The organism is Paenibacillus bovis, from assembly GCF_001421015.2.
GTDB lineage: Bacteria > Bacillota > Bacilli > Paenibacillales > Paenibacillaceae > Saccharibacillus > Saccharibacillus bovis.
Map to the genome: position 1 here is coordinate 325240 of NZ_CP013023.1, position 21997 is coordinate 347236.

The 21997-nt window shown below is 45.9% G+C and carries 20 protein-coding genes; 9 read left to right on the forward strand and 11 right to left on the reverse strand.

Annotated elements, in window-relative coordinates; genetic code table 11:
• Positions 1-170 precede the first annotated feature (170 nt).
• The gene (locus tag AR543_RS01420) at positions 171-1508 is read right to left on the reverse strand and encodes a hypothetical protein (RefSeq protein ID WP_060531161.1); all 1338 of its coding nucleotides are present in this window, start codon (positions 1506-1508) and stop codon (positions 171-173) included.
• Positions 1509-1903: 395 nt separating this feature from the next.
• Positions 1904-2203: a hypothetical protein gene (locus AR543_RS01425; RefSeq protein ID WP_060531163.1), complete on the reverse strand. Its 300-nt coding sequence runs from the start codon at positions 2201-2203 to the stop codon at positions 1904-1906.
• Between the two features lie 488 nt (positions 2204-2691).
• Here AR543_RS01425 and AR543_RS01430 point away from each other — a divergent pair, with 488 nt between their 5' ends.
• On the forward strand, positions 2692-3189 hold the full coding sequence (locus AR543_RS01430; protein ID WP_060531165.1) for a hypothetical protein: 498 nt from the start codon (positions 2692-2694) through the stop codon (positions 3187-3189).
• A gap of 95 nt (positions 3190-3284) precedes the next feature.
• Here the strand turns inward: AR543_RS01430 and AR543_RS01435 are convergent, their stop codons facing one another.
• The 5 genes from AR543_RS01435 to AR543_RS01455 all read right to left on the reverse strand — a co-directional run bounded on the left by AR543_RS01435 (position 3285) and on the right by AR543_RS01455 (position 8614).
• Positions 3285-4004: an SDR family NAD(P)-dependent oxidoreductase gene (locus tag AR543_RS01435; protein WP_060531167.1), complete on the reverse strand. Its 720-nt coding sequence runs from the start codon at positions 4002-4004 to the stop codon at positions 3285-3287.
• A gap of 134 nt (positions 4005-4138) precedes the next feature.
• The gene (locus tag AR543_RS01440; protein ID WP_060531169.1) at positions 4139-4822 is read right to left on the reverse strand and encodes an SDR family NAD(P)-dependent oxidoreductase; all 684 of its coding nucleotides are present in this window, start codon (positions 4820-4822) and stop codon (positions 4139-4141) included.
• Between the two features lie 386 nt (positions 4823-5208).
• Positions 5209-5643, reverse strand: a complete 435-nt coding sequence (locus AR543_RS01445; RefSeq protein WP_060531171.1) for an Rrf2 family transcriptional regulator — start codon at positions 5641-5643, stop codon at positions 5209-5211.
• A gap of 381 nt (positions 5644-6024) precedes the next feature.
• The gene (locus AR543_RS01450; protein ID WP_060531173.1) at positions 6025-7095 is read right to left on the reverse strand and encodes a branched-chain amino acid aminotransferase; all 1071 of its coding nucleotides are present in this window, start codon (positions 7093-7095) and stop codon (positions 6025-6027) included.
• A 190-nt stretch (positions 7096-7285) separates the two neighbouring features.
• Positions 7286-8614: an anti-phage deoxyguanosine triphosphatase gene (locus tag AR543_RS01455; RefSeq protein WP_082472075.1), complete on the reverse strand. Its 1329-nt coding sequence runs from the start codon at positions 8612-8614 to the stop codon at positions 7286-7288.
• A 240-nt stretch (positions 8615-8854) separates the two neighbouring features.
• Here AR543_RS01455 and AR543_RS01460 point away from each other — a divergent pair, with 240 nt between their 5' ends.
• Entirely contained in the window at positions 8855-9685 is an 831-nt protein-coding gene (locus AR543_RS01460) for a class I SAM-dependent methyltransferase (RefSeq protein ID WP_060531177.1), read from the forward strand.
• A 134-nt stretch (positions 9686-9819) separates the two neighbouring features.
• Here the strand turns inward: AR543_RS01460 and AR543_RS01465 are convergent, their stop codons facing one another.
• Both AR543_RS01465 and AR543_RS01470 read right to left on the reverse strand, forming a co-directional pair.
• Positions 9820-10410 carry a YjgB family protein gene (locus AR543_RS01465; protein WP_060531179.1) on the reverse strand — a complete coding sequence of 197 codons (591 nt, stop codon included), beginning with the start codon at positions 10408-10410 and terminating at the stop codon, positions 9820-9822.
• A 219-nt stretch (positions 10411-10629) separates the two neighbouring features.
• Positions 10630-11001 carry a winged helix-turn-helix transcriptional regulator gene (locus AR543_RS01470; RefSeq protein ID WP_082472076.1) on the reverse strand — a complete coding sequence of 124 codons (372 nt, stop codon included), beginning with the start codon at positions 10999-11001 and terminating at the stop codon, positions 10630-10632.
• A gap of 233 nt (positions 11002-11234) precedes the next feature.
• Between AR543_RS01470 and AR543_RS01475 the strand changes: the two genes are divergently transcribed.
• The 7 genes from AR543_RS01475 to AR543_RS01505 all read left to right on the forward strand — a co-directional run bounded on the left by AR543_RS01475 (position 11235) and on the right by AR543_RS01505 (position 18759).
• Positions 11235-12203, forward strand: coding sequence for an NAD(P)H-dependent flavin oxidoreductase (locus tag AR543_RS01475; RefSeq protein ID WP_082472311.1), 969 nt, complete (start codon positions 11235-11237; stop codon positions 12201-12203).
• Positions 12204-12351: 148 nt separating this feature from the next.
• Positions 12352-12777, forward strand: a complete 426-nt coding sequence (locus AR543_RS01480; protein ID WP_060531183.1) for a MarR family winged helix-turn-helix transcriptional regulator — start codon at positions 12352-12354, stop codon at positions 12775-12777.
• A 281-nt stretch (positions 12778-13058) separates the two neighbouring features.
• Complete coding sequence (locus AR543_RS01485; protein WP_060531185.1) at positions 13059-14570, forward strand: NAD(P)H-binding protein; 1512 nt, start codon at positions 13059-13061, stop codon at positions 14568-14570.
• 204 nt (positions 14571-14774) lie between these two features.
• Positions 14775-16004: a peptidase T gene (pepT, locus tag AR543_RS01490; RefSeq protein ID WP_060531187.1), complete on the forward strand. Its 1230-nt coding sequence runs from the start codon at positions 14775-14777 to the stop codon at positions 16002-16004.
• A gap of 139 nt (positions 16005-16143) precedes the next feature.
• Positions 16144-17265, forward strand: coding sequence for a 5-methyltetrahydropteroyltriglutamate--homocysteine S-methyltransferase (locus AR543_RS01495; protein WP_060531189.1), 1122 nt, complete (start codon positions 16144-16146; stop codon positions 17263-17265).
• A 55-nt stretch (positions 17266-17320) separates the two neighbouring features.
• Positions 17321-17581: a YkgJ family cysteine cluster protein gene (locus AR543_RS01500; protein ID WP_060531191.1), complete on the forward strand. Its 261-nt coding sequence runs from the start codon at positions 17321-17323 to the stop codon at positions 17579-17581.
• Between the two features lie 341 nt (positions 17582-17922).
• Positions 17923-18759, forward strand: coding sequence for a methyl-accepting chemotaxis protein (locus tag AR543_RS01505; RefSeq protein ID WP_060531193.1), 837 nt, complete (start codon positions 17923-17925; stop codon positions 18757-18759).
• A 260-nt stretch (positions 18760-19019) separates the two neighbouring features.
• On the opposite strand, the gene AR543_RS01510 is transcribed toward AR543_RS01505, so the two are convergent.
• Together AR543_RS01510 and gntK are read right to left on the reverse strand one after the other, a co-directional pair.
• On the reverse strand, positions 19020-20228 hold the full coding sequence (locus tag AR543_RS01510; protein ID WP_060531195.1) for a GGDEF domain-containing protein: 1209 nt from the start codon (positions 20226-20228) through the stop codon (positions 19020-19022).
• Between the two features lie 125 nt (positions 20229-20353).
• Entirely contained in the window at positions 20354-21907 is a 1554-nt protein-coding gene (gene gntK, locus AR543_RS01515) for a gluconokinase (RefSeq protein ID WP_060531198.1), read from the reverse strand.
• Positions 21908-21997: the final 90 nt, after the last annotated feature.

The window sequence follows — 21997 nt, forward strand, 5'->3', positions numbered from 1 at the left end:
AACTACATCATTTATAGCATACATCAAGGATCACCCGCAATTGATCCATGATATTTACACCAAATGTTTATACAGATAGTACATAATTCTGTTCTAATCAGATGTTCAGTACATGAATGATTCGTTATAACAAATAAAGGCTACCGATTCAGCACGGTAGCCTTTGAATCTTAATTTTTTGTCATAGGACGATTAGCAGCATATACATCTTGCGTTACTTTGTTCGCTTCATTCCCATACACATTCCCGGTGACCGAAGCGTTGGGATCTTTTCCATTAATAATCACTTCATTCACACTGACGTATCGGCCTGTTGTCTTCACATGAATCTCAAATTCGTGGTAATAGCCTGGCTTGACCGGAATCGTCTCCAGATAAACGATACCATCGCCGCCGGGATCACGAACCGTTGTCTTCAGCTGACCAATCGGAATATCTCCTGTGTTCCAGTCCCATCCAGATGTAATCGTATATTCATCTTCTCGTACACCGGATCGATCGAGGGCTACAGGAGAGTACTGGGTGATAATTTGTACACTTTCTATATATGTTGGATTGCGGAAGAAATAGAGAGCGAGCGAACCATCATCATTAGGCGGGTAATTGGGATTGGTATAATACCACGATGTATAGATGTCCCCATCAAAAGCATCGTTTGGCGTCAGGTTCAGATCACTGTAATAGGGCCAGACACCACCCCGTGTTCCTTCAGGTAATGTTTTGGCGATCTTACTCGATTTGGGGACAACCGATAATTCTTTGGAATAGTAGATCTTACCCTGTACATTGGCGGCTATTTTGAAATAATATTTTTTGTCATTCACCAGATTATACACACGTGTTCCCAGATATCCTCTCCACGGAGCAATGACTTTTTCCGTGTACACGCCGGGCTGAGTGCCGTAATAGATGACAGTCTGGTTGGCAAACCCTTCATGCTCCCACGTCAAAAACGCTCCACCACTCAATTGAGAGACTGTAGCATTGTCAAATGTAGGCTCTGTTCCTTGCGTCAGATAGAGTTCGTTGATTGATACAGATGCAGTATTACTGGAGTCCATAGAGATTAGGACACCGCCATACGTTCCCTCCAGAACCGGGATTCGTTCCAGCACCGTCGCTTTGCCGTCTTCGCGGTATTCTACTGTACGAGAAGCATGTCCAATTTCTTCCCAGCGGTTACCATTCAATCCATAAATCAGATAGCTGAATGTACTCGTCGGAGAAGAAGTCGCTGCAATCTCGATTCCGTTCATCTTGATATCCTGGTTAAAAACAAAGCTGATTACACCACTGTTGCGTCCTGCATTCCACGCGGTAGCCGGATTACCATCTGCAGCCATTTGGGGAGTGCTGCCCGGTAACGTGTTGTGTGCGCTGATCAGGCTCTTGGCGGGTACATTGACTCTTTCGTAATCATCCTGCTCCGCATACGCCGTTCCAACCGGTACATAGGGTACCAACAGACAAATAATACACAAAGCCATACACACGACACGCCAATTCATTAATAATCCCTCCTTTATAGTATAAAGATTCAATTCATTATATAGCGTTGTTACGTGAAAATAATACATTTATTTGTAAAATTTCCATAATTAATTTATAAGCAGACCTGCGTAGTTAAATGATGAATAACATTGGCATCTATCAAAAAGAACTCCATATCCCTTAAAGAGAAATGGAGTTCTTTTCAATTCATTTCAATAGCTGTCCCCTCGTCTACATTCATCAGGAAATGGATCGGTTTTAAAGGGTCTTCTCTGGACGGTATGATCTTTTCTGTCGTGCTTACTATGTATTGATTGCTCTAATTGCGCTGTGTACCATTCACAATCTCCAGCCGATACTCATACTTTCCATCTGTGGTTATCCTCGTCTCGTCTGCACTAACACGATCTGTTCACCAGCCCATCGTGCTCATACTACTAACGCCAATAAAGGATAACAGTAAAATTATGACTGATATTATCACCGGAGCGAGCGTACGCAGCCAATCTGTAAACACTCTTGTGTAAAACAGATTATACAAGCCTATAATAATCAGACCGATCAGCGGACTACCGATTACGATCAATATAATAGTCTCTACCAGATCGATCGCTCCCTGAAAAGCTCCTGTTGCTCCTATTACCATCCACACCAGTGCCAAAACGCCAAAAGTAAGCACTGCACCATAGGCTATCTTCAAAATCTTCTGCATAAATACCTCCTTTTCCCAAATGTATATCTACATCATATCGTCTCTTATGCGTATAAAAAAGGACTATTCACCAAACTCTAGCATCTGCAATTTGAACGTATCTACGTCTGAATATATTTGGATACACACGATGTTAAAAAGGATCGGCTGCTGTTAGCTGCGTATCAGAGTACTGTATATTCGTCTTGTCTATTTTTGCTACTACCAGTATCAAGCTCTTTTTTCTTTTAGAGACTTGATACTGGTAGGTATGATACTCGGTACAACCGGTCATCAAATTGATACACGCCAAAAACCCTTTAACAGAAGGGTTTTTCAGCGATTTATCAGAGTGTATTTCCTTTTTAATATTACCAATCTTGATACTTCATAACAGTATTAATACTCAGTATCAATAGTATTAATACTACTTGATACAGTATTAATACTATGTTAATATATCAAAAAGAACGTTTTTCAACATCCGACTTCTCCCTGGGGGCTCTGCTATGTATCAGAAAAATTCCAATGCCGAGAGTATACGTAATCACGTGCTTGAATATTTGCAAAAAGAAGGCAAAACTGGGTTCGCCGTTATCCGTAAATACCTGGAGCAGCTGCCCGAGAATTATAGTGATGGTTCGATCATTGGTGCACTACGCACAATCGCTGATCGTGAACCCCGTATCGTGAAGATCAAAGAAGGTACTGCTGCTTATTACGATCTGGCCGAGAATCAGACACAGATACAGACGCAGCCCCCTGTAGCGTCCTCTTCTATCCGGGAACTACATATGTCTGCTCCACACGTCGATCAGGAGCCACATACAGTGCTGATCCAGGAGATCGAACAGCTGATCATTGATCTGAATATGAAGACCCAGGAACTCAATATTCTGATGCTCGAAGGCAAAGTAAAAGATCGTGATGCTTACTATATGGGACTGGCGATCAAAGCCAATGAACTGCAGACGATCGTGCTGCAGAATAAACTGACCAAAGCATGATAAAAAGCTTTTGACTCTATAGCGCTATAGAATCAAAAGCTTTTTTCGTTATAAGAAACGAACTCGAATTGTAACTAGAGGAGTATTTGGTTATATCACCATGGAAGTTGTTTTCCATCTCTAAAGAAAAGTCCGGTTGGGCCATCATCAGGAAGAGTTGCTGCCCAAACAATTCCCTTTGCACTCTCGCTCACAGGGCGTCCCCCACCGGTTCCAAATGTATCTGTTATATCCGGGCAAACAGAATTGACTAACATTTTATATTGCTTAAATTCTTTTGCCATTTTTATCGTAAGTCCATTCATAGCCAATTTCGATATATCATACCCTAAGGTAGGCATCTCTAATGCACCATTTATAAATCCATATTGAGGGTCTTCTAATGAACCTGCACTACTTGAAACGTTAACGATTCTTCCTTGATCCGATTTTATTAGCAACGGTAAAAACTTTTGAGTGACACTCCATGTACCAACGACGTTGGTGTCTAATATGCTTCTTAATTCATCAATATCCATTTTTTCAATAGACTCTCCAGCTTTCAACATTGCTGCATTATTGATAAGAACATCCAATTTACCATATTGCATTTCGACGGTAGATGCAGCCTCAATTATACTTTTATCATCTGTAATATCCACGACTACTGGAGAAGCGCTTATTCCAAGGCTTTTTAATTCTTCTACAAATGGAGTAATCTGTTCCATTCTCCGGGCAGCTAAAATAGTGTGGTATCCCCTGGCACCCAATTGTTTTGCAGTTTCAAACCCCAGTCCTCCCTTACGGCCAGAACCTGTTATTAAAGCTATTCTCATAATATTTCATCCATCCTTCATTTGATTTTGTATTTATTGGAATAACCATTCATGCAAGCTATTTCTGTATTTCCTTATCAGTTAATACGAAGCCAAGGATGGTGATATCTGTCCCAAGCCAGATTCAGAATGGATTACCGTATGACACTCTCCGGAGTAACGCCCACAGGGAAAGTCTCTTCCATTTTATTTTGTTTGGAATAAAGGTCGAACCAGGCATCGGCAATATACGAAGCGTCTGTCTGTGTACCAGGCTTGATATATACGCCCAAGGCAAGATGGCCTACGTAGATCCCCTTATCGGCCAAATCCTTATGGAGGTTGTGTGCATAGTTGCGTAGAGCGCTCATGGCAATTCCCATATTGGCCGTACTTTGAATGGAATAGATGGAGGTCAGTGCCGTCGTAAACAGCAATGCGCCCGTTCCTTTAGTTAACATATCCGGTAGTACCGATTGAACGGTCCGAATGGCACCCAGTGTAAAACCGGAGAAGATATCCAGGGCATTCTCATCTGTAATTTGCCAAGCTGGAGTCGGCAGGTAGTTGCCTGCTGTAGGACTATATTCCACAACATCAATGAATCCAAATCGTTTCTTGATAGCCTGGAGTGCCGCTTCCAATTGTTCTTTATAAAATACGTCTGCTGCGAAGCCAACGGCTTCGATGTTCTCTGCTGCTAATTGCGCCGCCAATTCATCCAGCTTTGTTTGATCCCGAGAGATCAATGCAACTCGAAAGCCATTTTGACCAAACTTGCGGGCAATAGATAAGCCAAGTCCTGCTCCCGCACCTACAATTGCGATTGTTTTTTTCATAATGGATACACCTCTTTCGATTGGGGAAAATATTGATCTATAACCATGAATAGCGTTGAATATTCTTAACTATCAAGTAGTAAACACGTTGTTAGAAGATGCTATAACTTTTACAACTCAATTGAGATTAGTCCCTTATGCAAGATGAGCCCATTCTCGAAGGTCTACATCGAAAAGTTGAGCATTCTACTCTCTGCAAGATCGCGCGAGTCGCAGTACTCCTTGTCAAAGTTACGATAAAACCGAAACATATTTTTCATATCCCTCCCTTATTGTGCTTTTTAAAGTTGCATATTAGCTTAAAAAGAAAGTTGCAGCAAGATATACTGCAACTTTCATAAGCACATTATAAAAGATTAAGAATATTATTTCAAGTACCCAAAATTCTAATAAGAGAAATCATCGATCTTGTTCATTAAATCCGAGATCGTAAATTGCTTTAAATATTCGATCGTTTCTTTTTCGGATTCAAATAATATTTTCTCTATTTCCAAGTCCAGCTGCTCGCTTGCTTTATTGCAGTTTACATTCAATTCTGGTCCAGTTCCCGTATTAACAGCTAAATAAACATCGCCTAACGATATTAAATGAGCAGGTTTATTCAAAATGTACCCGCCTTCGCGCCCACCCTTCGACTCCACAATCCCAGCTACGGTCAACGATTGCATAAATCTTCTCAAAAAAGTTGCGTGGGTATCGAGCTGTGAAGCAATCATGGCGCTGGACAGTATACTGTTATTCTTGGCTAACCAAACAAGCGCATGGACAGCGATTTTAAAATGCGGAGGCCCGATGGGGATTCCCTTGTTTGCCGCACTCATGTTATTCACCTTCCTTCCAGCCATTAAGTAATACAATGGTCTTAAATCAACAACTAATATATTAAATGAAAAAAAGAACGTGCAGTAAGATATATTGCAACTTTAACAAGCACATTATAAATGATCAAGAATGTTATTTCAAGTCCGCCAAAACTCCAGCAAGCGAAATGATCGATCTTGTTCATTAGATTCGAGATCATTGCTTTTTCAGATTCAAATAATATTTCCGCTAGAATATGTCTTCAAACTAGAAATTCAGTTCATATCGTTTCAGAAGGTTGTAAGCAAAAAAGGTAGGATCTCGCTATGTAAGCGAATCCTACCCTTTCTATTCCACTTCATACGTATATCTAACCGTACTTGTTATTTCATGATTTTGTTTTACTTTACTTCCAGCGTCCAGCCAAATGGATCTTCGATTGCGCCCTTTTGGATGCCGGTCAGTGTCTCGTACAGTTTGGCCGACAGTTCGCCGGTCTTGCCTTCGTTGATGGTCAGTTTCTCACCCTGCCAGTTCAGTTCGCCGATCGGAGAGATAACCGCCGCTGTACCTGTACCGAATGCTTCTTCCAACTTGCCGGAACGGGAGGCTTCTTCCAGTTCGTCGATAGACAGCTGGCGCTCCTCTACCGGAATCTCCCAGTGCTTGAGCAGCTGGATAATCGAATCGCGGGTAATCCCGTGCAGGATACTGCCGTTCAGTGCCGGTGTAACTACCGTACCGTCGATTTTGAAAAAGACGTTCATACTGCCGACTTCTTCGATATATTTGCGGTGTACGCCGTCCAGCCACATGACCTGGGAATAACCCAGCTCGGTTGCGCCTTCCTGCGCTTTGAGACCTGCTGCGTAGTTGCCGGCTGTTTTGGCCGTACCTACGCCGCCGGGAACTGCGCGAACATACTTGGATTCCACATAGATTTTGACCGGATTAATGCCTTCGGCATAATACGCAGCAACCGGAGACAGAATAATCATAAATTTGTACTGCAGGGATGGGGCTACGCCCAGTGCCGCTTCTGTCGCGATTACGAATGGACGGATATACAGGGAAGTGCCTTCGCCCTCGGGAATCCATTCTTTGTCGATCAGCACCAGCTGACGCAGCGCTTCAAGAGCCAGCTCCGGATCAATCTCGGGAATACTCAGGCGCTCGTTGGACAGGTTCAGACGCTCGATATTTTTGGTCGGGCGGAACATCAGAATGCGTCCGTCTTCGGTCAGGTAAGCTTTCAGACCTTCAAAGATGGTCTGTCCGTAGTGAAAGACTTTGGCTGCCGGGTCCATGCTGATATTTTGATAAGGCACGATACGAGGATCGTGCCATCCTTGTCCATGATCATAATCCAGAATGAACATATGATCTGTAAATTTACTGCCGAATACCAGACCTTTTGTTTCAGGTTTGGTTTTTGGGCTTGTTGTCTTTTCGATTTTGATATCGATCGTCATGGTCATGTCTCCTTAACAGGCATTCCTTGGGATTGGTTTCATTAAATCATATCACTTTTTACAGAGCAGCGAAAATAGCTAAATGCAATAACTTTATTAAATTACGCTAGAAAGCGAAAAAGATACTAGACAGTATAATTCTCACTTCGTCTAGTATCTTAAATATTTATTATATAGATTTTATTTGAAGTCATATATCAAATAAACGACTTTCTTTTGATTCGTATAATCTAGAATACATTTTAATAGCATAAGAATCAGTCATCCCTGCAATATAGTCGCAAACCACTCTTTCAAGATTCATACCTGTATTAATCAATACTTGATCTGAGATACGTAATAATTTTTTTTCACTTTGTAGAGCTTCAAAAAGTTTTTTTACAACGTAACCACCTTTCCATTCTAAAGTTTGCACACGCTGAAGATCAATCACTTTTTCTTTTACAATCTTAGTTAAATCATTAATTAGATCTTCTAACTTTGCAGGTAGCACTGCTTTATACCTTATTCTAGGTGAAGTATAGCAATTTTCTTCTTGAATTTTCACACTTGAAATAAAAAGAGAAATTATGTCTGCAATAGCATCTTTAATGATTTGCGATGAATGATTAATTTTCCCTTTTATTAGATCTTCTAATTTATTAGCAGCTTTTATTAAAGCTTTATCATTTTCTAAACGATATTTTTTTAGAATATCGATCAATTCACTTATATCAATTAATTTTAATCGTAACGCATCTTCCACATCATGCGTAGCATAAGCAATATCATCTGCTAATTCAATTATTGAACATTCTAAAGATTTATGTTTTGTTTTATGATGCTTTTGCTTGTGATCCATTTTATCAAGTTCACTATAATAATCTTTCTCATTAGGTTCTAATATATTTGTGACCCATTCAAATCTTTCTTTATCATCATCATATACACTTGTTTTAGGCGGTGAGTACTTATGTTGATTATAAACTTCAACATTCACTGCCTGGCTATATAAAATGGGATATTTTAATATGGCCATCAATGTAGCTCTTGTAAGATTAAGTCCGTTTCCTCTTTCTAATCTTGTTAAAATTCTAAATGTTTGAGCATTCCCTTCAAATCCACCAAAATTAATCATCTTTTCATTTAGAGCACGCTCACCTTGATGTCCAAATGGAGGATGTCCAAAATCATGAGAAAGAGCGGCAGCTTCTATTAAAGAAGTATCTATTTTCCCATGGATCCCATTTAAAATAGAATCCTTTAAGTTTAAGGCTAAAGAAATTCCTCGGGCAATCTGGGCAACTTCCATAGAATGAGTTAAACGAGTACGATGAAAGTCACCCTCTCCCACACCAAAAACTTGCGTTTTAGATTGTAATCTTCTAAATGCTGCAGAATGCACTATCCTACCATAATCTCTTTCATAGTCATCTCTAGAAGGAGTTCCTGTCCTATTTAGATCACTTTCTTTTCTCTCGCTATCCAACTTGCTGTATAAACTATTTTCATCAAAAGATGAAAGAATCAATTTTCTCACCCCTTAAATATTATACAAATATATACCCAAAAAAATACATTTAACTATTAACAATAAATTTAAAGCATTAAAAAACATCTTTATTTATATACTAATTTTTCCTGTTTGAAAAGAATTATAATATATTAAGCTCTATTTGAATGACAGATGATTTAGATTAAATCTATGGTTTTATATTCAGTTGGGTCTATGTATGATATTGGTAAAATAAACCTGCGATTCGCCAAAGGAGGACTAATTATGAATATCCCGGAGCACAACTCAAGGAATAATATCGATCGATTTAACGGCTTTCAGGAATTATATGATCAGCATCGTCCCCAGGCGCCCGGCATGGTGGTCGATCTACTGACCAATTATTTGCAGAAGCGACCGGGACTGGTCGTGGATGTAGGCTGTGGCACCGGACTATCCACTCTGATCTGGCAAGGACGGGCAGCAAAGGTGATTGGAGTCGAGCCCAACGAAGACATGATCACTGTCGCCCGGCGCAAGCTGGAACAGCTGGGAGATACGGATCGTATCACCTTTGAACAGGGCTATTCCAACCAGCTGCCTGTCGACAACGGAGCCGCCGATATCATTACCTGCTCTCAGTCCTTTCATTGGATGGAGCCGGTGAGTACGCTGCAGGAAGCAGCGAGAGTATTGGCATCGGGTGGTGTATTTGCCATATACGATTGCGACTGGCCGCCTACGATCAACTGGCAGCTGGAGAGGGAATATGAACATCTGATCCGGCTCTCCGACCGTTTGATCGAGCAGCATGCCGATCCAGACACAACAGCCAGCAAGCGGGACAAGAACACTCATCTGCAGGCACTGCAGGACAGCGGGCATTTCCGCTTTACCCGGGAGATCGTCTTCCATCATACCGAGCCATGCAGTGCGGAGCGCTATACCGGTCTGCTGCTCAGTCAGGGCGGTATTCAGGCCGCGTTAAAACTGGGAGCTGCCGCACAGCATCTCGAATCGGAGATCGGCGTGTTCCAGGCAATGGCAGATGACTTTTTCCGTGGTGGCGTTATTAATGTATTGTTCAGCTACCGCATGAGACTCGGCATCAAATAACGGTGATTGATCTTCAAGTAGGCATACCTTGTCGATGAATTCAGAATATTCGGAGTATGCCGCTATCCCGCACAACATAAAAGCCTGCCAGCAGATATGGTCTGCTGGCAGGCTTTTTTACTCCACTTGTTCAATCAGGCCTTAACGAGATTGATATGATCCAGATCGGTGCTGCTGTTGAAGATGAATTCCAGCTTGTAGTTACCGCGGATATAGGTCATCTTGGTCTGCTTGTTCGCTCCGCTGCCGATTGTAGTCGTGGATGCAGGTGCATACCACTGCTGACGCAGCAGCTTCATCGTGATTCCGCCGATATTGGTCTGGCGCTCCACATTGGTGCCAAAATAGCGCATTTCGGTCAGCACATTGTTTTTATCGTAATGAAAGGCATATCCGGGATGTCCCATATTGGCGGTATATTGATCATATCCGCTGGCATTCTTGCGAGGTACCTCGGCTGCACCGAGACGATCCAGCACTTCCGCTCTCGTCGTTTTGCCAATTGTATAAGCATTCATGTCTCCAGGGAATTTTCCTTTGAGAGCAGGCTTGTAGAAGCTGTTCAGGTTCTGAAGCACCAGCTTCTGCGTATAATCGCTCGCTGCGGCTTCGGCATGATGAACAGGCATGAGTACACCATAGCCTGCGCCTGCTGCGCCCAGCACGGTTGTGCCAGCGATCGCGGCAGCCAGCATTCCTTTTCGTACAGATAAATGACGTAACATATTGTATTCCTCCTTCGGTCTTACCGGAATAAAGCTGTCTCGTGCAGCTATCTACACAGACGAAGCGTGATCCCTAAAAGTTACCCCATTGATAGCAGATCGTAACAAAATAATATTCATACTTTAACATATCATTGATCGGTAGGCAGTAACATGGTCATCCGCAGCTATCTGATTTCCCTTTCCAAAATTACAGATTGCAGCCCAGCCCTAACACTATTATGAATCTTTGGCAGACCGGGGCTTTTCTCCATATTCGTTGCCAAATGCCTCCATATTTTTTAGTACAGGAAGAAGCCGGGTGCCCTTCTCTGTCAGTGAATATTCAACCCGTGGAGGCACTTCGGGGTACACAACACGCTTGATAATTCCGTCCTTCTCCAGTTCTTTCAGCTGTTTGGTGAGCGAGCCCTGAGACAGGTCCCCCAGAAACTTTTTGATATCCGTGAACCGGCGCGTACTTCCGTCCAGATACCAGATAATCAAATATTTCCAACGCCCTGTGAGTATATTTTGTGTAAAAGCTATAGCATACATCGCTCGTTCCTTATCGATAAAGTCTTCTTCAAACCCATCGCTGCATATTCTCATGATCCCGCTCCCATCCCAAAAGTACAAAAAGGTGTACTATGTTCATTTATATTGCCTTCTTCTCAAATGCAACTATCCTGCGTATGATGAGGTCAATGCTGCTGATTCGTGTCGATACTTTATATTATTTAGCATACTAAATAATAGTGTAGCACAATCGTCAGACAAGACCAATCCAATTGTACCGTGTGAAATGCACTTTAATAGATCTTACCAAAGAGAGGATTTTGATGATGAACAATCGCGTAGCCACTATTCTGGGAATTGAAAAACCGATCATACAAGGACCAATGAGCTGGATTACCAACGCCGAATTTGTGGCCGCTGTCAGCAATGCAGGCGGGCTGGGCATTCTCGGTCCCAACGCCGGCCAAACCACAATTACCACTTCTCCCGAAGAAACAGCCGAACGGATGCGCCGCGAAATTCGCAAAACAAAGCAATTAACGGATAAGCCGTTTGGTACGACATTGATCGTAGATGGCGATTTGAAATACACCTGGCCGATTTTGGAGATTATTATCGAGGAAGGCGTGCAAGTGGTTCTTCTTAATGGCACGGAAGGGACATTGACCGAAAAGATTGTTAACCCTTTAAAAGAAGCGAATATCAAGATCGTGTACCGGCCGTTGAACCCAACGTTCGAAGATGCACATGCTGCACAGGATATGGGTGTTGATATTTACGTGGTGACCGGGTTTGATGAAGGGGGTACGCTGCCATCGAGTGCGATTGGTACATTTACCATTACGCCTATGATCGTGGATGTGCTGGATATTCCGGTTGTCTCCGCTGGGGGAATTGGCGATGCCCGTGGGGTGGCGAGTGCTTTTGCATTGGGAGCAGAAGGTGTCTTTTTGGGAAGCCGCTTTATTCCTACGGTCGAGAATCCGGCAGCTCTGTCCGTCAAGCAACAAATCGTAGATTCATCGGCAGCGGATTTATTGTTTTACCGTACTTTGCCAGCCTACTATCGTTCGCTACCTACCCCATTTGCCGAGAAATTGGTCGCCTTGGACAAACAGGGAGCTTCTCGCCAAGAAATTGCTATTCTCTCGGGAGGGTCAAGCTCGATCCGCATCGGGATGCTTGAAGGCAATGGTGAAGGTGGCATTATTACCGTAGGTACGGGCATTACACCGATCAAGAAAATCCAGACTGTGCAGGAAGTAATGGATGAACTGGCAGCCGGCATCCAGTAATTGGCTGTATGCCAGTATAGGGTGTATAAAATGCTGGCTATTTTATAAGCATAGTCATACATTCTGTTGACACGCATTCTCCTTCGCCTTATATTTAGCAGGCTAAGCATAACCTATTTATATATTTATAAGTGGAGGAGAGCCAGAAATGACGGACAGAGTGGATTGTGATATTCGTCAATCGGTCGATCGAATTTCCTCTCAAATGCGCAGGGATTATAGTGAGTCTTTACGGGAGTTGAACCTGTATGTAGGACAGGATAATCTGCTTTCCCGTTTGTGGATCGATGACGGAGTCACACAAATGCAGCTATGCGAATATTTGAACTGTGAACCTCCTACGGTCACCCATATGGTAAGGTCACTTGAACAAAATGGATTTATATATCGTACCCGTGACGAACAAGACAAAAGGATCATGCGCATTTTCCTGACCGAAAAAGGCAAAGAATTAGAAGCACCGGTAAGATTAAAATGGCAGCAGCAGCAAGAAAAACTGCTCCATTCGATATCCGCAGATGAGCGTATACTACTAAGGCAGCTTATGAAAAGAATGGAAAGTAACTTGTTATAATGGCTGCGGTTCATCTGCACTCCATGCATCGCCTCATTCGCGCAAAGGTTATTGGCGAATCTATCCTTTTATAAATATGAAAAGTCCATCTATAGCAGATGGGCTTTTTATGTTGATTCCAACAAACGCATGAATAAAAGGTCCCTTTCTCCTGCACCTTATACGGTTAGCACTGCCTGAAACAGGGTATTGAAAAGCAATATGTTTTTTCGTGCCGGAGTACAGTCTGGACTGTCTCTCTCTGAACAACCACGGCTATTCTGAGAAATCGAGGTGTCTGTATGAATCCTGTTAATCCTTCTACTGTAGAACCTGCTATTACCTCACACCGTCCCAAAATTGTACTGACCGGAGCGACTGGCTATATCGGTCATAATATGCTGAAACAGCTGGTACGTGACTATGATGTGATTGCGCTGTCCCGTCATGAACGCAAAGACCACAATAATGAACATGTAGAATGGCGGGCCTGCGAATTGTTCTCCATGTCCGATGCGGATGAATGTCTGGAGGGCGCAGACTATGCCATCTATCTGGTTCATTCCATGTTACCCACTGCCAAGCTGACCCAAGCCAAATTCGAAGATATGGATGTTATTCTGGCGGATCACTTTGCCCGGGCTGCCCGTAAAAACGGAATCAAACAGATTATTTACCTGAGCGGCATTATCCCGGAAAATGTACCGCGAGAGCAGCTGTCCCGTCACTTGCGCAGCCGTCTGGAAGTGGAGCAGGTGCTCGGCTCCTACGGTGTACCGGTCACAACGATACGCGCCGGGCTGATCGTCGGGCCGCAAGGTTCTTCTTTTCCGATACTCGCCCGTCTGGTTCGCAGGCTGCCGATTATGACGCTGCCGGAGTGGACCCGCACGATGACCCATCCGATTGCGTTATCGGATGTACTGAATGCGATCCAGCAGAGCATAGGCAGTCCACAGCTGTATAACCGCGCTATTGATGTAGGCGGTCCCGATGTGATGACGTACAAGCAAATGATGGAGAAAACAGCCGAAGTCATGCACAAGCAGCGTACCTTTATCGATATTCCGCTGCTGACGATCGGTCTGTCCCGGCTGTGGGTTACTCTGGTTACCCAGATGCCACGTGAAATGGTCTATCCGCTGGTCGAGAGTCTCGCTCACCCGATGGTCGCCCATAAGGACCACCATGTGCCAGGCATCAGCGACGGCAAGGTGACTTTTGAAGATGCAGCCCGGATTGCGCTGGAGCAGGAATCCCAGGAGCAGCACAAGCAGAAAACCAAATCCAGCAGTCATTCCCACTCGTCGTCCTCGTCTGCTCCGGCAGTATCGGATGTGCGCTCTATCCAGCGAGTCCTTATACCCGAAGGCAAAAATGCCCGCTGGGCCGGCAGCTATTATATGGAATGGCTTGGGCGACTATTGCCGGGGATTGTGCGCACCGAGCAGGATCAACCGGGTCATTACTGCGTATATGTGCGCTTTTTGCGCAAGCCGATTCTGGAGCTGACTTTCTGTCCGGAGCGCAGTGACGCCGGAAGCGCCGTATATTATATTACCGGTGGAGCTTTTGCCCGGATCAAGGAGACGCATGAGGGACGACTGGAATTCCAGCAGATTCCCGGTACCCAGGAATGCGTAATCGCGATTCATGATTATTTGCCTTCGCTGCCGTGGTTCCTGTACAAGTTTACGCAGGCTCGTGTGCATCTGCTGGTTATGCATGCTTTTCGCAGACATCTGCTGCGCCTGATTGCTTCAGATCGCCAGGATCATCCGTCTTCCGCTTCCCAGCCGTCCAGCTCACAGTAACTACACTTTTTGCCAGGGATAGCACGATTGGTGCTGTCCCTTTTTGGTATGGACTTTCGGAACAATGATAGTAGGCTGCTATCTATTTCCCCTGTGCAATACCGTCTATACAGCGAACTTATCCGTTACCGCCGCCGAACTTATGCTAAAATGACAAAATAAGATTCAACCATTTGCTACTTACCGAGAGGAGTCTGACCCGTCTTGAAAAATGAACTGATTGAACGCCTGACCCCCTATGTCCAAATCGATACTCAATCCAATGAAGATAGCGACACCTGTCCTTCCACACCCGGCCAGTGGGATCTGCTGCGCCAGCTGGTGCAGGAGCTGAACACAATCGGCATGGAGGATGTGACGCTTGACGATAACGGTTATGTGATGGCTACCCTGCCGTCCAATACCGACAAAAATGTACCCGTGATCGGATTTATGGCTCACGTCGATACTGCAACGGATTTTACAGGCAAAAATGTAAAACCGCAGCTGGTCGATTACCACGGTGGAGATATTCTACTGAACCAGCAGCACGGTATTGTACTATCTCCACGAGATTTCCCGGAGCTGGAAGGCTATCATGGTCATACCCTGATGACAACAGACGGCACCACCCTGCTTGGCGCAGACAACAAAGCCGGAATCGCCGAAATCATGACCGCGATGCATCATCTGATCCGCAATCCGGAGATCAAGCACGGCAAGATCCGGGTCGCCTTTACCCCGGATGAAGAAATCGGACGTGGTCCGCACAAGTTCGATGTGGCTGCCTATGGCGCACAGTATGCCTATACCGTAGACGGCGGTCCACTGGGCGAGCTGGAATACGAGACATTCAACGCAGCAGCCGCCAAGGTCATCTGCAAAGGAACCAATGTACATCCCGGCACCGCCAAAGGTAAAATGATCAACGCGACCAAAATCGCCATGGAGCTGCACCGCCGCCTGCCGGTAGAAGAAGCGCCTGAATTTACAGATGGTTACGAAGGATTCTATCATCTGATATCGATTCATGGTGATGTGGAGCAGACACAGCTCTCGTACATCATCCGTGACTTTGACCGTGAAGCTTTTGAACACAAGAAAAATACACTGACCAGCATCGTGCACGAATTCCGCCAGACCTACGGCGAAGACAGCATCCTGCTGGAGATGAATGACCAGTATTACAATATGCGCGAGAAGATCGAGCCGGTCATGCATATCGTCGATACTGCCGAACAGGCAATGAAAAACCTGGGTATCCCGCCACATATTACACCGGTACGCGGTGGTACAGATGGCGCGCAGCTCTCGTATATGGGACTGCCGACACCGAATATCTTTACCGGCGGCGAGAATTACCATGGTAAATACGAGTACGTCTCTGTCGACAATATGGTCAAAGCAACAGCTGTGATCGTCGAGATCTGCCGCTTGTTTGAAGAGCAGGCTTAATCCCTTTTTTGGAAAACAGCAGGTGCCGGCATAGCAGTATGCTGTCCCTGCCCTTTCCGGATCGGCCGTTTACATCCTCTGCAAACTCTGCTACGATGCAACATAATATTATTCCTATCCAGAAAGTAGGTTATGTACAATGACTTCTTCTCCATCTTCCCTGCTGCGTACGACTGCGCCGTTTCGTGCAGATCATGTAGGCAGTCTGCTTCGCACTGACAAAATCAAGCAAGCCCGTCTTCAGCAATCCGCTGGCGAGATTAATGCCCAGCAGCTGCGCCAGATCGAAGACGAAGAGATTCGCCGGATCGTAGCCAAGCAGGAGGAAATTGGCCTGCAGTCGATTACCGATGGTGAATTCCGCCGGGCATGGTGGCATTTCGACTTTCTTGAGAATCTGGATGGCGTCGAAGCATTTGAATCGGATAAAGGTATCCAGTTCCATGGAGTAACGACCAAAGCGCGCGGCATCAAAGTCACAGACAAAATCGACTTTACCAATCATCCGCATCTGGAAGATTACAAATTCCTGCATAGTGTAGTGAGCGCGGATCGTACCGCCAAAATGACGATTCCAAGTCCCAATATGCTGCAATTCCGCGGCAAAATCGAATCCGATCTGTATGCCGACAGCGATGTACTGCTGCACGATCTGGGTCTCGCTTACCAAAAAGCACTTCGTGCCTTTTACGATGCGGGCTGCCGTTATCTGCAGCTGGATGACACGTCATGGGCTGGGTTCTTCTCCGAGGAAGCCAAAGCCAAACTGCGTGCAGACGGCAAAGATCCGGATCGTATGCTGGCCGATTCCGTCAAGCTGGTGAATCTGGCTGTGGCTGATCGTCCGGACGATATGATTATTACGATGCATATTTGTCGCGGAAACTTCCGCTCAACCTGGACTGCTTCCGGTGGTTACGATGGAGCAGCCGATGCGATCATGGATCAGCTGAACCTGAACGGTCTGTTTATGGAATTCGACGATGAGCGCTCCGGTTCACTCGATGTACTGCGTCACGTGAAGCGCCGCGATCTGCAGATCGTGCTTGGTCTGGTCACTTCCAAGCATGGTGAGCTGGAAAGCGTAGACGAGATCAAGCGCCGGATCGACGAAGCGGCCAAATATGTCAATCTGGATCAGCTGTGCCTGAGTCCACAGTGCGGATTCGCATCCACCGAGGAAGGCAATTTGCTGACTGAAGAACAACAATGGGAAAAGCTGCGCCATGTCATCCAGATCGCCGAGGATGTATGGAAATAAAACAGTCATGACTGGCAGCCCATCCCGCATCATGAACCCGACAGGAGAGATTACGATGGAATGCCGTCCCGGCTGTGCAGCATGCTGCATCATTATATCTATATCATCACCGATTCCCGGTATGCCCGAGGGCAAGCCTGCCGGAATCCCTTGTATTCATCTGACTTCCGAACGTCGCTGCGGTCTGTTTGGCCGCCCGGAACGTCCGGAAGTATGCGGTGGTCTTGCAGCCTCACTGGAAATGTGCGGTACATCGGATGACCATGCTTTTGCTTATCTGGAAGAGCTGGAACGCCTGACTGCACCGGATATGTAGTTGTAGCCGATAATGAACATCGTAAACAGGTGGGTAGGTGTCTATTTTTCGATATGCCTGCCTTTTAAAGAGCGGTTAGACTTCGGTCTGCCGCTCTTTTTGCGCTATATCGATTATTATCAAAAAAATTTTCGCTTCCTTTATTAACGGATTTAGCCTATTTTTGATAGAAAAAGTGCTATTTAGTGCCGAATATTAACCGATTCCCTCTCCATCTCTTCATATTATGGATAAATCATACTATTATCCATATATTACTAATTGTAAGCCGCTAAATATTAATCTATCCCTCGCCGATAAAAAGACAATGTACTGCATTCGAACGAAAAGGAAGGGATAAAATGAGTATTGTTAACGCTCTGATTAGTGTAATTCCATACTTTACCAAAGGCCTGCGTGAAAAAGCCGCAGTATCCGTATATGATCACGAGAAAATTCTGTTCTACGAGCAGCTGGGGGATTTCGATCTGGGCTACACCAGCGGCAGTCCGCTGGACCCGAGTTTCCTTAATTTCAATGGTGTAAAAGATAAACGTAATACCTCTATCTCTTTCTTCCCTGCCGAAGTATTCGGATATCCGCTGGAAGGCATCTCGGTGCCTATTATCGAGGATAACAAGCTGGTTGCCATGTTCAATGTATTTTATGAGCAGACCACAGCCCTCAATCTGGACAAAATTGTGGATGAGAGTCGCTCGATCTCCGACAGTCTGGTCGATATGGTTCAGCATGTCGCAGCCCACGCCGAAGAACTGCAGGCCACCAGCGAGCAGATTCTGCAAAACAGCAAAACCACAGTGCAAAAATCTTCCAAAATCAATGAAGTTGCGACGCTGATCAAAGAAATCTCCGAGCAGACGAATCTGCTGGGTCTGAATGCAGCGATCGAAGCAGCACGCGTCGGCGAGCTGGGTGCCGGATTCGGCGTGGTAGCGACCGAGGTACGCAAGCTGTCCGTAAATGCCAAGCAGGCCACCGGCGATATCGAGACAGCTCTGCGCGATGTGCAGGAGTCAATCCGCAATATGGAGCGCGAGATCGAACAGATCACTTCTTCCTCCAAGGAGCAGGCGACGCTGGTTAGTTCCTTTACCGATGTCATTGAGCGACTGCATAACACAAGTGCCACCATGCAGTCACTGGCTGATAATCTGTACCACTATTCCACGAAAAAATAAATCATTATCCGATCTGCCTGCTGTGCAGGTATAAGTCTGCGCGACAGGCTATGCAGTTCTAGTCCTGTACAGCCTGCTACACATAGAACTGCATAGTTTGTCGCACAAATATATCTCTGCACCGCTGGATACAGGAAATGAGATAACCGGTATAATGGAAATGAGAACCATCCAAATGCAAAAAGACGCTCTGTTTGATCAGAGCGTCTTTTTGCTATGGAATCCGGTAGATGTCTCCGGTCCAATGCTGTTATTAGTTTTTAATGAATTTCCTGAGAGTTCTCCGATGCATGACTCTGCGGCATATGCACAGCAACCCGGTTTCGTCCGGCACGCTTAGCCTCGTACAACGCCTGGTCGCTCAGTACGTATAAGGTATTCAGCTGGATATCTGCTGTCGCCTGTACTGTAGCCACACCCAGACTGATCGTATAGGCTACCGGCAGGATATCCGGGAGAGTGTCGGCAATCGTTCGCCGCAGCGCTTCTGCCCATTCGGTAGCCTGCTGTTCATCGGTATCCGGCAGCAGCACAGCAAATTCATCTCCACCATAACGGCCGAATAAATACTTATCGGCAGCAAGCCCGGACAGACACTGCCTGATCCGGTTGGCCATATCGGTCAGAACGCGGTCTCCGGTAAAATGACCATACGTATCGTTGATGGTCTTATAGGCATCCACATCAAACAATATAAACGATACCAGCCTGCCCTGCTTGGCCAGCCGGTGAATATGATTACGGCTCTGTACGATAAATGTACGACGGTTAAGCACACCGGTCATCTCGTCGTAACTCGCCATCCGCAGCAGATCGGCATCAGCCTGCTCCTTGGACAGCAGGACAAAACCGATATTGCCCAGAATCATAATTAGATAAAGCGCAATAAAAGAAAACGTCTGGTACAATCCGACCGTGAACAGTCCTGCCTGTGAACCCAGCTGCAGAGCGGCGGCTGCTCGTGACAGCAGACTGACAGCGACCACGCCGTATAGATATCCGACAAGCCTTTTTAGCGGAGAAGCACCGGGCTCGCGGGTCATGCGATAGACCGGATAGATCAGGAACAACGTGGTTCCGATCGAAGCATATACAATCCGTGTACTTTCGGAGACCCCGAATAGATAAATAGCTGCAAAGCCGGTTACACAAACGATCGTATAAAGAAAATGCCAGCGTCTTATCCTGCGTGTAAACGCCTGCTGCAAAATCAGCAGCGCTGCTGTTTCCAGAGCAGCCCCGACAAATAAAAGCGTATTGGCCAGCACAATCGACATAATCTCCGGCAGTACTCCCCGGAACATCAGCATCGCCCAGGCAATCGCCTGCAGCCATTTGGCAAGAATAAATGTATTTACCGAGCGGTCCTTGCCCGAGGAACGACGATAGGCAGTAATCAAAATTACGGTGAAAATATGACCAAACACCAGGGACATGAATACCGTTTTCATATCCAGATTAAAATCCACGTTACCATCACAACCTTACTGTTGTCTGACAACTACACATGGATAACATCCGCTAATAGCTGTTTGACTCAGTATACCATTTCAGGCCATCGGGATGACAGGAATTATAATTCTGTATCTGATTTTCAGGCTTCACCCATACTGTTCTGGAACTCGGCAATCGCACTGTACTGCTGCTCCAGGCTGCGGAAAATGGAAATGTAGATCGGCAGCAGCTGATGGTAGACACGGGTAGCTGCCGATTCCGGCTCATGGCTGTGGGTAGACCCGATCATTCCGGATACGATATCCAGCGATTCAATGCGTCCGGTACCGTACAGTCCCAGCACAACTGCACCAAGACAGGAGCTCTCGATACTCTCCGGCACGATCACTTCCTGGTCAAAAATATCCGCCATCATCTGACGCCACAGCGAAGAACGGGCGAATCCACCGGTCGCATGAATACGGGCCGGACGACCGATCTGTTCTTCCATCGCCAGCATAACCGTATACAGGTTGAAAATAACCCCTTCCAGCACCGAGCGGATCATATGCTCTTTGCGGTGCTTCATTGTCAGTCCGATAAAGGAACCTCGTGCATCCGGATTCCATAGCGGCGCTCGCTCGCCGGTCAGATACGGATGGAACAACAATCCGTCCGAGCCCGGACGTACCTGCTCGGCAATGCGTGTCAGCACATCGTAGGAATCGATTCCCAGACGCTTGGCCGTCTCGACTTCCGAAGCAGCAAACTCATCGCGTACCCAGCGGAACAGCATCCCGCCATTATTTACCGGTCCGCCGATGACCCATTTGTCCTCGGTCAGTGCATAGCAGAAAATACGTCCTTTGGGATCGGTCACCGGCTGATCGACTACAGTACGGATCGCACCGCTCGTGCCGATCGTAACAGCGACTACTCCCGGTTCAATCGCGCCGACTCCCAGATTGGACAGCACGCCATCACTTGCACCCACGATAAATGGTGTTGTCAGTGCCAGCTTCATCTCGGCTGCCGCTTCTGCATGCAGTCCTTCGATCAGATGGGTCGTCGGTACGAGCGTAGATAGACGATCCGCTGTAACACCGGCCAGACGCAGCGCTTCTTCATCCCAGTCCAGCTGTTTGAGATTGAGCATTCCGGTACAGGAAGCTATAGAATGATCGACAATATACTGACCGAACAGACGGGCAAATACATATTCCTTGATCGAGATAAATTTGGCAGTCTGGTTAAAAATCTCCGGATGCTCTTCACGCAGCCAGATCAGCTTGGTCAATGGGGACATCGGATGAATCGGTGTACCGGTACGCATATAGATCTCGTGTCCGTTCCATTCTTCCTTGAGCTTGCGGGCATAGGGGGCGCTGCGGTTATCCGCCCAGGTAATGCAGCGGGTTAGCGGTGTTCCATCCGAATCGACAGCAATTACACTGTGCATAGCCGAGCTGAAAGAAACAAACAGAATATCCTCTGCTGCCGTACCACTCTGTTCCATCACGCCGGCAATCGTGTGCAGAACCGCCCGGTAAATCTCATCCGGGTCTTGTTCAGCAGTGGCAGTAGTGGGCGTATACAGCGGATAGCCAATATTCGCTGAAGTTACGACAGTTCCGTCCTGTTCAAAAAGTACCGACTTGGTACTGGTCGTTCCGATATCTACACCGATCATTCGTTTCATTGTGGAGTCTGTCATGGTTATCAACCTCTTTTCTTGTAAATGGGTGCCTATGAGAGTAGCAATGGCACCAGTGCATGGAAGGTGTCTCTGCTTATGCACGAGAGA

Bases quoted from the DNA above. Each gene is read 5' to 3' on its own strand.
- AR543_RS01420 (WP_060531161.1), bottom strand. From the start codon at position 1,508: ATGAATTGGCGTGTCGTGTGTATGGCTTTGTGTATTATTTGTCTGTTG.
- AR543_RS01425 (WP_060531163.1), bottom strand. From the start codon at position 2,203: ATGCAGAAGATTTTGAAGATAGCCTATGGTGCAGTGCTTACTTTTGGC.
- AR543_RS01430 (WP_060531165.1), top strand. From the start codon at position 2,692: ATGTATCAGAAAAATTCCAATGCCGAGAGTATACGTAATCACGTGCTT.
- AR543_RS01435 (WP_060531167.1), bottom strand. From the start codon at position 4,004: ATGAGAATAGCTTTAATAACAGGTTCTGGCCGTAAGGGAGGACTGGGG.
- AR543_RS01440 (WP_060531169.1), bottom strand. From the start codon at position 4,822: ATGAAAAAAACAATCGCAATTGTAGGTGCGGGAGCAGGACTTGGCTTA.
- AR543_RS01445 (WP_060531171.1), bottom strand. From the start codon at position 5,643: ATGAGTGCGGCAAACAAGGGAATCCCCATCGGGCCTCCGCATTTTAAA.
- AR543_RS01450 (WP_060531173.1), bottom strand. From the start codon at position 7,095: ATGACGATCGATATCAAAATCGAAAAGACAACAAGCCCAAAAACCAAA.
- AR543_RS01460 (WP_060531177.1), top strand. From the start codon at position 8,855: ATGAATATCCCGGAGCACAACTCAAGGAATAATATCGATCGATTTAAC.
- AR543_RS01465 (WP_060531179.1), bottom strand. From the start codon at position 10,410: ATGTTACGTCATTTATCTGTACGAAAAGGAATGCTGGCTGCCGCGATC.
- AR543_RS01470 (WP_082472076.1), bottom strand. From the start codon at position 11,001: ATGAGAATATGCAGCGATGGGTTTGAAGAAGACTTTATCGATAAGGAA.
- AR543_RS01475 (WP_082472311.1), top strand. From the start codon at position 11,235: ATGAACAATCGCGTAGCCACTATTCTGGGAATTGAAAAACCGATCATA.
- AR543_RS01480 (WP_060531183.1), top strand. From the start codon at position 12,352: ATGACGGACAGAGTGGATTGTGATATTCGTCAATCGGTCGATCGAATT.
- AR543_RS01485 (WP_060531185.1), top strand. From the start codon at position 13,059: ATGAATCCTGTTAATCCTTCTACTGTAGAACCTGCTATTACCTCACAC.
- AR543_RS01495 (WP_060531189.1), top strand. From the start codon at position 16,144: ATGACTTCTTCTCCATCTTCCCTGCTGCGTACGACTGCGCCGTTTCGT.
- AR543_RS01500 (WP_060531191.1), top strand. From the start codon at position 17,321: ATGGAATGCCGTCCCGGCTGTGCAGCATGCTGCATCATTATATCTATA.
- AR543_RS01505 (WP_060531193.1), top strand. From the start codon at position 17,923: ATGAGTATTGTTAACGCTCTGATTAGTGTAATTCCATACTTTACCAAA.
- gntK (WP_060531198.1), bottom strand. From the start codon at position 21,907: ATGACAGACTCCACAATGAAACGAATGATCGGTGTAGATATCGGAACG.